Annotated in this window: 9 protein-coding genes; 5 read left to right on the top strand and 4 right to left on the bottom strand. The window is 58.1% G+C overall.

Going from position 1 to position 13,116, the window contains the following annotated elements; all coding sequences use genetic code 11:
- The first annotated feature begins 3 nt into the window (after positions 1 to 3).
- Complete coding sequence (locus M504_RS04705) at positions 4 to 1,020, top strand: acetamidase/formamidase family protein (protein ID WP_047488559.1); 1,017 nt, start codon at positions 4 to 6, stop codon at positions 1,018 to 1,020.
- 53 nt (positions 1,021 to 1,073) lie between these two features.
- Here M504_RS04705 and M504_RS04700 read toward each other — a convergent pair whose 3' ends face one another.
- From M504_RS04700 to M504_RS04685, 4 genes are all read right to left on the bottom strand, one after another.
- Positions 1,074 to 2,429 (bottom strand): Gfo/Idh/MocA family protein, encoded by a 1,356-nt coding sequence (locus tag M504_RS04700; RefSeq protein ID WP_047488556.1) that lies wholly within the window; start codon positions 2,427 to 2,429, stop codon positions 1,074 to 1,076.
- A 151-nt stretch (positions 2,430 to 2,580) separates the two neighbouring features.
- Complete coding sequence (locus tag M504_RS04695) at positions 2,581 to 5,154, bottom strand: HD domain-containing protein (RefSeq protein ID WP_047488554.1); 2,574 nt, start codon at positions 5,152 to 5,154, stop codon at positions 2,581 to 2,583.
- A gap of 149 nt (positions 5,155 to 5,303) precedes the next feature.
- Complete coding sequence (locus M504_RS04690) at positions 5,304 to 5,642, bottom strand: P-II family nitrogen regulator (RefSeq protein ID WP_047488552.1); 339 nt, start codon at positions 5,640 to 5,642, stop codon at positions 5,304 to 5,306.
- Positions 5,643 to 5,756: 114 nt separating this feature from the next.
- Entirely contained in the window at positions 5,757 to 7,151 is a 1,395-nt protein-coding gene (locus M504_RS04685) for an ammonium transporter (RefSeq protein ID WP_047493480.1), read from the bottom strand.
- 268 nt (positions 7,152 to 7,419) lie between these two features.
- Here M504_RS04685 and M504_RS04680 point away from each other — a divergent pair, with 268 nt between their 5' ends.
- The 4 genes from M504_RS04680 to M504_RS04665 all read left to right on the top strand — a co-directional run bounded on the left by M504_RS04680 (position 7,420) and on the right by M504_RS04665 (position 13,014).
- Positions 7,420 to 8,052: a hypothetical protein gene (locus M504_RS04680; protein ID WP_198137522.1), complete on the top strand. Its 633-nt coding sequence runs from the start codon at positions 7,420 to 7,422 to the stop codon at positions 8,050 to 8,052.
- A 201-nt stretch (positions 8,053 to 8,253) separates the two neighbouring features.
- Positions 8,254 to 8,778, top strand: a complete 525-nt coding sequence (locus M504_RS04675; RefSeq protein WP_232296300.1) for an NADH-quinone oxidoreductase subunit B — start codon at positions 8,254 to 8,256, stop codon at positions 8,776 to 8,778.
- 241 nt (positions 8,779 to 9,019) lie between these two features.
- Positions 9,020 to 10,657: an OmpA family protein gene (locus M504_RS04670; RefSeq protein WP_047488546.1), complete on the top strand. Its 1,638-nt coding sequence runs from the start codon at positions 9,020 to 9,022 to the stop codon at positions 10,655 to 10,657.
- 299 nt (positions 10,658 to 10,956) lie between these two features.
- Positions 10,957 to 13,014 (top strand): hypothetical protein, encoded by a 2,058-nt coding sequence (locus M504_RS04665; protein WP_047488544.1) that lies wholly within the window; start codon positions 10,957 to 10,959, stop codon positions 13,012 to 13,014.
- The last annotated feature ends 102 nt before the right edge of the window (positions 13,015 to 13,116 follow it).

Raw genomic sequence — 13,116 nt, 5'->3', positions numbered from 1 at the left:
CCTATGAAGCGTTTTCTTGCTGCTACCGCTGTTCTGTTCAGCGTTGCTACTTGTGGAATGGCGCAGTCGTCCTACACGCTTGAGGCCAAGCCGGACACCGTGGCGTGGGGCTATTACTCCGGTATGGCGAAGCCGGCGCTCACTGTACACAGCGGAGACACGGTCACGATGCAGACGCTCTCCACCTGCGGGCCGCGGGAACGCATGGAACGCGGCGGTGTGAAGCCGGAGGATATTCCACCGTATACGGACGCCATTTACAAAGAGGTGAAGGACCGTGGCCCAGGAGGCCATATTCTCACTGGGCCAGTTGCGATTGCTGAGGCTGAACCGGGAGATGTGCTTGAAGTCCAGATTCTGAAGATCAACCTTGATACAAACTTCGCGTGCAACGGGTTTAGTCTGCACCGCGGCTTTCTTCCCATGGAATTTCCCTTTAGCCGCAGCCGCATCATCCCGCTCGATCGCGAAAAAATGATTGGACACTTTGCTTCTGGCATCGATATTCCGCTTCATCCGTTCTTTGGGAGCATGGGCGTTGCACCATCGGGTGGGAAGATCGACTCTGCCCCACCTTTTGCGCATGCAGGCAATATGGACAACAAGGAGCTGGTGGCTGGCACCACTCTGTATATTCCTGTTGCGGCTAAAGGCGCGTTGTTTGAGGCGGGAGATGGACACGCTGCGCAGGGAAACGGCGAAGTGGACATCACTGCGTTGGAAACCTACCTGACAGGCACCTTCCGATTTGTAGTGCACAAAAAACAGACGCTGAAATGGCCGCGCGCTGAAACGCCCGATTACTACATCACGATGGGATTCAGCCCGGACCTGAAGGAAGCCACGGAACACGCACTGCGTGACATGATCGATTTCCTGGTGGAGACAAAAGGGATGAAGCCGGAAGACGCTTACATGCTTGCGAGCGTTGCTGTCGATCTGGATATCACCCAACTTGTCGACGGGAATGTGGGCGTGCACGCCATGTATCCCAAGAAAATCTTTACCGCTACGAAGTGACCCCAACTTTGGGGTCACCGGCGCGGAGTTGATTTTGTTGAAACGTGCTGACGTTACGCGGATGTGGCGATTTGTGAGGCGGTACGTACCTGCCACTTGCCTCGCGTGAAGTCAGGCACGTCGACCGGCGCGCTGCCGCGTGCGACAGACTGCACGCTGAGCGGATAGATGCAGCCCCACGCCGCGCAATCGTAAACATCCATGTCTGGTGCGAGGCCCTGCTTCAGACATTGCACCAGGCGGTAGAGCATGATGTAGTCCATACCACCGTGGCCACCGGATTTGCGGGCGGCGTCGCCTTCTTTGCTCCAGAGCGGATGTTCGTACTGCTTCCATGCGTCGAGTGTGCCGTAGGCTTCGCCACCTTTTTGGCCTTCCACGTAGATGCGTGGTGGATAGTCTTCGAACAGACCCTTGGTTCCTGTGAGCATGTTCACGCGGCTGTACGGGCGCGGGTTCACCACATCGTGCTTCACGGTGATGGTGCGTCCCTTTTCCGTCTTGACCATGGAGACGTTCATGTCGCCGCAGACATACTTCTCTTTCCACTTGGGATCGTTCGAGGGGATGTGTTCTTTGCGATAAAGTTCGAGGCCACGTTGCATGGTGCTCATGCTGACCAAGTGGTGGAAGCGGTCGCCGCGCTGCACCTGCATGCAGTTGGCGATGGGTCCGAGACCATGCGTGGGGTACAGGTTGCCGTCACGCTTTGTGTGGTCTTCGCGACGCCACAGGCCTTCACCCTCGTTGGCGAAGAGAATTTCGCGGAGGTCATGCAGATACGCGCCTTCACCGTAGAGCAACTCACCGAGCGCGCCCGCGTGCGCCATGCGCAGGATGAGCGTTTCGTTATAGCCGTAACAGCAGTTCTCAAGGATCATGCAGTGGCGCCGCGTGCGCTCGGAGGTGTCGATGACCTTCCAGCAGTCTTCGATGGTGGTGACACCGGGAACTTCCATGGCAGCGTGCTTGCCGCTTTCCATGGCGGCGATGCTGATGGGCGCGTGCCAGACCCATGAAGTGGAAACGATGACCAGGTCGATGTCCGTGCGCTTCATCAGTTTTTCGTAGCTGTGGTCATTGCCGTAGAAGATTTCTGGCGTGCCTTTGCCTGCCTTGCTGGCAATCTGCTGCGCGGCACGAACCTTGCTTTCCACGATGTCGCAAAGCGCAACGATCTGTGCATCCGTGGCGACGAGGTTTTTCAGCAGCGATGTGCCGCGGCCTCCAAGGCCAACAATGGCGATGCGCGCGTTGCTCTTTGCAAACGGGACGTTGATCATTGTTTGCGCATTGGTGACGGGCGCAGCGTGCATCTGTGCAGCAAGGGCAAGACCCACCGTGGTGGCGGTGCCGAGCCGGAGGAAGTCGCGGCGCGAGCTATCGATGGGGGGCAAAGACTCTGACATCTGTTCGTCTCCTGTATCAACGGATGTGCGACAGTATCGCAGGAGTGCGAGCGTTCTGTCAGAGAAGCTGAGCTTCAGACAGCTTGATTCGGGGAAGAAACCTGTGAGCACCGCTTGCGTTGCGCGCGCCGAAACGCATTTTTTGAGGATGTTAGGCGGCGTTAGATTCGATGGCTGCGAGCAGCTTCTGTTTCAGTGCCGGCAGGTCATCAAGTTCTAAAGGAGCGTCGTCCTGCGTGAGGTAGAAGACGTCGATCGCGGTGTCGCCTTCGGTGTCGATGACGGCTACTTCGATGCTGCACCGTGCTTCACCCAGCGTGGTGCTGATGGCATAGAGCAGTCCGGCAAGATCCTGTGCGACGACTTGCAGGATCGTTGAGTGTGTTGAGGATTCCGTGTCGAACTCGACAGAGGTCGCTACCTCCACGAGCGGTGTGCGGCGACGCGAACGCTTGCGGTTCGCAATCATCTTTTCGGCAACTGCGGGATCGGCAATGGCATCGTGCAGATCGCGGATAAGGTGATCGCGTTCGCCAGGGTTCATCTCAAGTGTGCGGAAGCTATCGGTGAAGCGGAAGCTGTCCACGACGATTCCGTGCGCGTTTGAGAACGCGTCTGCCGTAATGATGTTCATACCCCATGCGGCTAGAACGCCAGCGATGCGTGCAAAGAGTAATTGGCGATCTGGTGTGACGAGCGTGATGTCGCTGTGCGCAGACGTCCAGTGGAAGTCGACCTGCACGGCGTCGTCTGTGAGGCGCTTGCTCATGGTGTAGTGCGTGCGAATTTGTTCCGGGCTGCGCGTGCGCAGATAGCGCTGCGGGAAGCCTTCCACAAACTGGAGAACCTCACGGCTCTCACCGGGAAGCAACTGCGTAATGCGACGGACAAGTTCGCTGGAGACGCGCGAATCGAATCGCTCGTCGTCGATGTTGCGATCAAGGAAGTTGGATGTGGCGATGTAAAGCCGCCACAAGTTTTCGGCCTTCCAGGGTGTGAGTGCGTCCGGGTGAACAGCCTGAATATCTGCATAGGTGAAGAGCGTGATCATGCGCAGCTCTTCGGGTGTCTGTACTTTTTCTGCGAACGTGCGGATGGTTTCTGCGTCGAAGATGTCACGGCGCAGGGCAGACGACATATCGAGATGATTCTGAATGAGGCCGAGGACAAGCCCGGATTCAAACTCGTCCATCTCAAGGCGACTGACAACACTTTGCGCAAGACGCATGCTTTCGGTGGCATGCTCACCGGTGGAGCGGCCTTTGCCGGTGTCATGCAGCAGTGACGCGAGATAGAGCAAGTCTGGATGTTGCAGATCGTGCAGGATGACTGCGAAGCGCTTCTTCCATTCCGCCATGGGCGACTGCTCCGGCGCGGGCAGGCCGTGCAGTGTGTCGATAAGGACGAAGGTGTGTTCGTCGACGGTGTAGCGATGGTAGGCGTCCCGAATAACGAGCGCGTCAATGCCGTGGAACTCAGGGATGAGCAGCTCAAGGATGCCGAGCGCGTGCATGGAACGTAGCGCAAGGCCAGCGTGTTCGCCGAGGAAGATGAGGCGGAGTTTGAGCCAGAGTGCGGCGCCCTCGTCGAGTTGTGAGGAGAGAAGCGGCAAGGCTTCTTCCAGGCGTTGCTCGGCGGTGCTGCTAAGGCGCGTGCCCGTTTCCGCAACGGATTGGAAGGCACGCATCATTACATCGGAATCGGCTGCCGGATCATAGTCGGGAGTCGCTGCGTCCAGCACGATCCGGCCACGTTCTACGCGCATGCCAAGGTTGTCTGTAACAGGGCGACGGGTGAGAAAGTCGCGGGTCTGCTTCAGGATGGAGCGGGCGCGGGGCATTGCGTCGGCTTGTTGTTCCAACTGCCTTGCAATGACGCGCGCGTGACGGAAGTAAAGCTGCATCCAGTGGGCAGCATCGCGCGGAGGGCCGTTGGGCACGCCGATGCCTTCAGCTGCCGCTGCATCCTGTGTTTTCCAGTCGAGCGCGTTGCTGTCGCGGTTGGAGCGAATGTGAAGGAAGCAGCGGATGGAAGAGAGGAAGGCGAAGGCTTCGCGGAACTCAAGCGAGGATGTCGGCTGCGCGTTGGTTAGTTTGGCTAACCAACCACAGACGTTCGCATCGCGCAGTCCGCCGGGGCATTCCTTGATGTTGGGCTCCAGATGGAAGAGAGTGTTGCCGTAGCGCGCGTGGCGCTCCTGTGTGAGTTCGAGGAGCCGCTGTGACAGGTTGCGGCGCTCGCGTTCGAGCAGCTTTGGAATGCAGTCGTCCAGCAGCTTAGCCGTGAGCGCTGTGTCGCCAGCGATCGAGCGTGCGTCGAGCAGAGAGAGTGTGAACTCTGCGTTTTCCGGGTCATAGTTATCGCATTCTGCGAGCACACGCGTCGTGGCAGAGACGCGGATGCCGGTGTCCCACAGCGCCTGATTGATCTGGCGAATAACAGGCTTTGCAGACTTTTCCTTGTCCGCGTCGGCGACGACGAACAACAGATCAAGGTCAGAGGCAGGGAAGAGCTCCTGGCGTCCGTAGCCACCAACCGCGAGGGCTGCAATGCCTGTGCCGAGTTCCTGCGCATGCTGGTGCCAGAGAACGTTAACCAAATCGTCTGCGGCAGAGGCGCGTGCGCGTATCAATCCAACGCCGGATTCGGCGCGGTCGGCGAAGGCAGCCTTCAGCGCTGCCATGCGTCCCTGATAGGCGAGGCGTGCGGACTCTGCGCTGGTCATGAATTTCACAATAGCAGCGAGTGGGCGACTGAGCTAGTCATCAAAATAAGACTTCTGTGGGAGGGGAGCGGCTAATGCACAAACCGAAAAGACAACGCAGCGGTCGCAGATGATATCTGCGACCGCTGCGTTGTTTCTTGTATTGAGGCTTACAGTGCGTTTTCGCCGCGGTCTTCGTTGCGGATACGAATTGCGTCGTCAACACGGGTGATGAAGATCTTGCCGTCGCCGATGGAACCTGTCTGAGCTGCGCCGATAATCGCGTTCACGGCTTTTTCTGCGAGTTCGTCGGAAACGACGGTTTCGAGCTTGATCTTGGGTAGTAGATCGACCGCGTATTCACGGCCGCGGTAGAACTCGGTGTGGCCCTTCTGACGGCCGTGGCCGCGGGCTTCCAGGATAGTGATGCCTTCGATGCCGGCTTCAATGAGCGCTTCCTTAACAGCGTCAAGCTTGCCCGGCTGGATGATTGCTTCAATCTTTTGCATGGTCTTTCCAATCCTTCTTCGCAAGTACGATGCGAACGCTGGTCATTGTGCTTGAAAGGATGGGGTGCTGTCGCCCCCTGTTTCATGAAACGACAGCACCCATGCTGATTCCCCTTAGTAGGCTGGCTCCGCGTGGTAGCCCTCTTCGCCGTGTTGGGAGAGGTCCAGACCGGTCGCTTCATCCTCGGCGGAGACGCGCAGGCCGATGGTCTTATCCACGATGACGAGCAGCACCAACGTACCCACAATGGAGATGACCCAAGCGAGGCCAACACCGACTGCCTGATTCAGCAGCTGATGCGCATTGCCTTCCAGAAGGCCCGTGGCGTGCCCCTTGCCCAGGATGGGATTGATGGCGGAGTTGGCGAAGATGCCCGTGAGGAGGGCACCGAAAGTACCGCCCGCCCCGTGAACGCCGAAGGCGTCTAGCGAATCGTCGTAGCCGAACTTGTTCTTTACGATGAAGACCATCAGGAAGCAGAAGATGCCGGTAAGCAGGCCGATCCAGAGTGCGGAAAGGGGCGTAACGAAACCAGCGGCTGGTGTGATGCCGACGAGGCCAGCCACTGCTCCTGAGATCGCACCGAGCGCGGTAGGCTTGCCGTGCTTGATCCATTCTGCGATGGTCCAGCCGCAGGCTGCAGCGGCTGCACCGAAGTGCGTTGCAACAAAGGCAGAGGTGGCCAGCGAGCTTGCGTTCAGAGCGGAACCGGCGTTGAAACCAAACCAGCCTACCCAGAGCAATGCAGCGCCGATGAAGCTAAGCACCAGCGAGTGTGGTGGCATGGGCTCCTTGGGGAAGCCGCGACGCTTGCCGAGATAGAGGCAGAACACCAGTGCGGAGACGCCGCTGGTGACGTGAACGACGGTGCCACCTGCGAAGTCCAGGCAGGGGAACTTACCACCAAGAGCTGCGTTCAGCAGGCCGCCCTTGCCCCAGACCATGTGTGCCATGGGGCTGTAGACGAAGATGGCCCATAGCACCAGAAACGCGAGGATGCCAGAGAATTTGACACGCTCTGCAATCGATCCCGTGATGAGAGCAGGAGTGATGATGGCGAACATGAGCTGGTAGACCATGAAGGTCTGCAGCGGGATCGTCGTCACATACGTGCCGTCTGGGATGAGCCCAACGCCATGCAGGAAGGCGTTATGAAAGGAGCCGATGAAGCTGCCAAGGACGCCTGTGTTCTCACCGAAGGCCAGCGAGTAGCCGCAGACAGCCCACAGCACGGTGATGACGCCCATCATGGCGAAGGTCTGCATCATGGTGCCAAGGATGTTCTTGCGGCGGACCAGACCGCCGTAGAACAGCGCGAGACCGGGAGCGCTCATCATGAGTACCAGAGCGGCACTGACAAGCATCCATCCGTTGTCGCCAGCGGATTGCGCTGCAGCGACCGACGTGGCCAGGTCAGCGTTCTGCTTTTCCAGTGCAGCGATGCGAGCGTCGGCCGCAGGAGCCGCGGCGGAGACGCCGTGTTCCGGGGCTGGCACAGTCTGGGCCATGGAAGGCAGGGTGAAGGCGGTGGCGACGAACAAAACCACGGAGAGGAGTCGACAGAGGGCTCGGCCTGGTACACGCATGAGGCAAGATTCCTGACGGATGAGGTAAGGAGGTCAGCCACATCGCAGGGTAGCGCGATGCGGTTGTTCATCGCGGCCTTGCAGAGCCATGATGAATCGGTGCGTTTGCGATGGTTCGTTTCGTTTACTGTACAGGACAGTTACGGAGAGGTGACAGATTTTGTATTTGGGATGTGGCCGAGGCGCAGTTTTGCGTGTCGTCGTAGTGCTGGGAATGGGCATGCAGGCGGTTGCGCAGAAGGGATGCCCGGCGATGACGTTTGAAGGCGAGGTGCAGGCAGGGAAGAGCTTTCATCATGCTCTGGGGCCGCAGCAGAGCTTTCTGCTGGAGAACATTGCCTCGGGGTGGATTGTTCGTGTCCTCCCTGCGTCGGGAACGCGTGGGTCGCATGATTTTGCGGAGTTGGCTACGCCGCCGTACCGTTCACCGAACCCCTTGCTGATCTCGACGGATTTCAGTTTTCGAGCTCAGGATGCTGTGGCGTGGAATCCACGAGAGTTTCACTTCTTTACCTCGGCGCAGCAGATGTCGATTGCAACGAAGGCTTACGACGCAACGTTGAAAGAGCCTAATCGCCCCGCCGCAGGAGCGGCGCTGTTTCCTCTGTTGGCCGAGTCATGCACTGCCTCGCTGCAGATTCTGGATGCACGGATTGCGGGCGGATCGGCAGATCAGGCCTTGATGGCGGCTACCGTGGCCCAGCATTTTTCACAGACGGCCCACACCGTGGACACCAGCGCACCTCCATCGAAATTAGGGCGAATCTTGTGGATGCGTTTCCGGGTAAAGGTGGAGAGGGAGCAAAGGAGGGTGGGGAAATAAGTGAAGAGGTGCTGTTAATACGTCCAGTTGACTCGAAAACTGTCGTTATTTATGACAGGTTTACCGAAGCTGGCGCATCCACATCCAGCTTCGTGACATAGAATGAAGCACATGAAGACATCCCCGGAAGAGACTTCCAGTAGCGGACGCCCTGCAGCACCGCAGGCATCCGACCGTTATCTTTTCGGCTCACTGGATTCGATGGGCAAGAATCAGGAAAAACTGCGCGAGGTGAACTGGGGACCGGAGCAGCCGGAAGGCGTGGTTCTGGCCAGCATGGACGCTGCGGTGAACTGGGTGCGAAAGAATTCGGTCTGGCCCATGACCTTCGGACTGGCCTGCTGTGCCATCGAGATGATGAGCATGGGCGGTTCGCGTTATGACATCGCTCGTTTCGGCGCCGAAGTATTTCGTCCTTCGCCACGTCAGAGCGACTTGATGGTAGTGGCTGGCCGCGTGTCGCAGAAAATGGCACCGGTGATCCGCAGACTCTATGAGCAGATGCCCGAGCCGAAGTGGGTCATTAGCATGGGCGCGTGCGCTACCAGTGGCGGGGTGTTTAACAACTATGCACTACTTCAGGGAGTGAACCAGATCGTTCCGGTCGACATTTATGTGCCGGGATGCCCGCCGCGCCCTGAACAGCTTCTCTATGCCATTACTTTGCTGCAGGAAAAAATTCAGCGGGAGCGAGGCAGCATTAAAGAGAGTTTGAACATCGCATAGAGAATACAAGGATTGCGCCATTTGCCGGCTAAGGTTTACTGACTTGATTCGGCAGGAGACGCTTTAAACGTAAGGCTGATGTAAACCAGCATCAGTTGAATAGGGTGAATCGGTTATTGTGCAGATATTTCTTTCAGTAAAAGAGATGCTGCTATACACTTCAATCGCATTCGTTACCAAGTGAGCCTTGGTTATGAGCTCACAAATAGTGGCATTAGATATTCCGCGGAGGATAAGTCGCATGTTTTCTCAGCCGTTTCGCAAACTGGGCAGGTCACTTCTGGCCGCCAGCGCAGTCAGCCTGGGCGCTGCAAGCCTGGGTGCGCAAACAACCCCGGCCGCGCCGGCACCGCAGGGCCTGAACCCATCGCGCGTTGATGTGTTTCTTGGCTATTCGTACTGGAGCGGTCATGGATCGCTGAAGCCCCAGGGGATCTCGTATTCGTCGATCGACAAGGGAGCGATTGGTAGCGCTGCGTACTACTTCAATAAGTACGCCGGTGTTGAAGTCTCCACGGCATGGCATCCCAGTGGCAAGAACGATGCTCTGCTGCCCTTGGTGACCGCTGGTCCGATCTTCCGGTTGCCGACCGAGTCGGTGACGTTCTTCGGTCACGCGATGGCTGGCGCTGCTCGTCTCGGTGGTCCGAACTCCGATGTGAATGCCAGCCCGTTCTATGCTCACGGCTATCAGTGGGGCCCGGCCCTTGTTGCTGGCGGTGGTATGGACTACAACCTCCCCTGGCACAATGGAGCATTCGGTATCCGTCTGTTCCAAGCTGATTACACCTACATCCACGAGGATTACGGCCCAGCCAACGGCAACTTTGGTGGCCGCGCAAACATCAGCTCCGCGCAGCTCTCGTCCGGCATCCTGCTGCACTTCGGCCACATCGTACCGCCGCCGCCTGTAACGTACTCCTGCGTTGCCAGCCCCTCGAGCGTGTACGCGGGTGACCCGATCACTGTGACTGGAACCGCCGCAAACGTAAACCCGAAGAAGACCGCGACCTATGCGTGGACCTCTGACGGTGGCAAGATCTCCGGCACCAGCAACACGGCTACCGTCGACACGACCGGTCTGAATCCTGGCAGCTACAACGCCAAGGGCACTGTGACCGAGAGCATGAAGGCTGGTCGGTTTGCAGAGTGCGCGGCTCCTTTCACCATCAACCCGCTGCCTGCTCTGGCTCTGACCTGCTCGGCTTCGCCGTCGTCGGTTCAGCCTGGTGGATCGTCCACGATCACTTCGGTGGTTTCGGACTCCTACGGCAAGCCGGTGAACTACACCTACAGCTATAGCTCGACCACCGGTTCGGTCTCGGGTAGCGGCACCACTGCCACCCTGTCGACCACTGGCGCAGCTCCGGGCACGATCACTGTTACCTGCAACGTCTCCGATGACAAGGGCCGCAACGCCTCTGCCACGACGACGGTCAGTGTGATCGCACCGCCGCCACCGCCGCCGGCACCGCAGGCCAGCGCACTTTGCTCGATCACGTTCGACAAGGACACACGTCGTCCGGGTCGCGTGGACAACGAAGCAAAGGCCTGCCTGGACGATATCGCTCTGAACCTGCAGCGCGATTCGTCAGCGAAGCTGGCTCTGACCGGCAACGCAGCACCCAGCAAGAAGGTGAAGAACGCCGACAAGCTGGCTGCTGAGCGCGCTGTGAACACGAAGGCTTACCTGGTAGGCGAGAAGGGTGTTGACGCATCCCGTATCTCGGTCTACACGGGTACGGCTGGTGCAAACACGGTAACCTCTGAGCTGATCCCGGCTGGCGCTTCCACGCCGTCCGATCTGGGCACCTCGGTGGATGAGAGCACGGTAAAGGTTCAGCCCCGCACCGCTCCGGCCCGTAAGCACAAGAAGTAGTTCATCAACCCAATACCCAGAAGGGCTGGCCGAAAGGCCAGCCCTTCTGCTTGTTTGCAGGAAATCTCAGACTGCCTGGAAGCACCAGTTGAGGGTCGCGCGCATATCGGTGTCGCTTCATGGAGAGCTTCAATATTGGCCAGAAGGCCTCATGGCTTCCATGAAAGTGCTCCGTTTTCACCGCACGCAAACATTCCACTCCTGGCAATAAATGACAGTGTCGCGGCAGATACCTCAAAGGTATCTGTTTACTGGTTAGGCAACTAGAATTGACCCAGGCTCATTCGAATAGGAAAACCATGAAGTCTTTTTTTCGCCTTTGTGCGCCTCTCGCCTTGTCCGCTTCCTTCCTCTCCCTTGCCACGGCGCAGTCCAAATGGCTGCCTTATGGCCCTTACGGAGGAGACGCGCGAGCGTTTGCGCAGGATCCGCATGACCACAGCCACATCTACCTGGGAACGGTAAGTGGCACTGTCTACGACACGCATGACGGTGGCAATACCTGGAAGTTCCTCGCTGATGTAGGTAAGCGCGATGACTTGGTGTTTGACAACCTGATCGTCGATCCCACAAACGCCAATCGCGTTCTCGCTGCAGGATGGGTTCTCAGCAGCGCCGATGGTGGTCTGTACATCAGCAATGATGCTGGCAAGACCTGGACCGAAAACGCCGACATGAAGGGGAAATCCATCCGCTCCATGACCGTTGCGCCTTCGAACCCAAAGTTGATGCTGATTGGAACTGTGCAGGAAGGCGTGTACCGAAGCGAAGATGGTGGCGACCACTGGAAGCTGATCAGCCCGCCGGGTAGCCGCGAACTTCATGAAGTGGAATCCGTCGCATTCGATCCCAAAGACCCGAACCGGATGTATGCGGGAACGTGGCATTTGCCTTGGCGTACCTCCGATGGTGGAGCGACGTGGCAGAACATGAAGGAGGGCATCATTGATGACTCTGACGTGTTTTCTATCATCGTCGACCCGACCAATCCTTCGAATGTGTATCTCTCAGCCTGTTCGGGTATCTATCGCTCAAACGACCAGGGCATGAAGTACGCGAAGGTGCAGGGCATCCCCTCTACGGCGCGACGTACGCGTGTGTTGATGGAAGACCCGAAGACTCCTAACACTGTCTTTGCTGGAACGACAGAAGGGCTGTGGAGGACCACGGATGCTGGCCACACCTTCGCACGTTATGGTGATCCGAGCTGGATCATCAACGATGTGAACATCGATCCACAGAACAGCAACCGCGTGTTGCTGGCTACAGATCGTACGGGTGTGCTGATTTCCAATGATGGTGGGCAAACCTTTGCACCGGCGAATACCGGCTTCACGCAGAGGCAGATCACGGCCGTCGCGCAGGACCGTAAGGATCCTGCTCACGTCTACGTTGGCGTGATTAACGACAAGATGGCCGGCGGCGTGTTTGAAAGCCAGGATGGCGGTCTTTCGTGGGTGCAGAAGAGTGCTGGGCTGAATGGCTCGGATGTCTTCTCTCTGACTCAGGCTCCCGATGGCACCATGCTGGCGGGAACCCGGCACGGCATCATGCGTTGGGACGGGAATGCCTGGAAGACATCGGGACTGACTCTGGCGCTGGCTCCGTTGCCCGATCCGGATGCAGCGAAGAAAGCGGCAGTAACAACTTCGAAGGGGCGCACCGGTAAGACGGCCGCTGCGGCGCGTGCTCGCAGCACCCCGCCGAAGATTGCACCTACACGGAACACCCCGCCTCGTGAAGCGGACTCCGGCGTGTTTGCATTTGCTGCGAACGGTAATACGGTGTTTGCTGCGACGGAAGAGGGCTTGCTGAACTCTACGGATAACGGTCTGACCTGGAACCATATTCGCTCTGCTACGGGAGAACCCTGGCGCATTGTGAAATCTGAAGGCACACGTGTGGTGGTGGCGGACCTGCATAAGATTGCCATCTCCACGGATAGCGGTGCGAACTTCCATGTGATCCAGGCTCCGACTGAACTGACGTATCTGACGTCAGTCGCCGTAGACGACGGCGGTCGGGTCTGGGTGGGGGGCCGTGAGGGTGTCTGGCTGTCCGAGAACGATGGCAGTTCGTGGCATACGCAGCAAGGTTTGTATGTTCCGAATGTTTCGGGCATCCACTATGACAGTGAGGGGAAGCGTGTTCTTGTGACGGCGAATCGTCCCAGCACACTGGTTTTCAGTGTCAACACTAAGAACATGAAGGTGACGTTCCAGGATGCAGGTTGGCCACTGCGTACGACTCGCGCTGTGGGCGATCACCTGATTGGAATTACCCCGTTCGACGGCATTGTGCTGGCACCGCGCATGGTCGACTCGCCTGAGAAGCCACTAGAAGCACAGCGGCGTTAAACGGAACAACATAACCAGAAGAAAACGGGGAGGACATTTGTCCTCCCTCGTTTTGTTTTGCAGAGGAGAAAATCTTCCTCTGCTGACATGCTCCTGACACAA

Source organism: Terriglobus sp. TAA 43 (genome assembly GCF_000800015.1).
Lineage (GTDB): Bacteria > Acidobacteriota > Terriglobia > Terriglobales > Acidobacteriaceae > Terriglobus.
The sequence above is the reverse complement of the archived record's forward strand: the minus strand, read 5'-3'. Positions and strand labels throughout refer to the sequence as shown.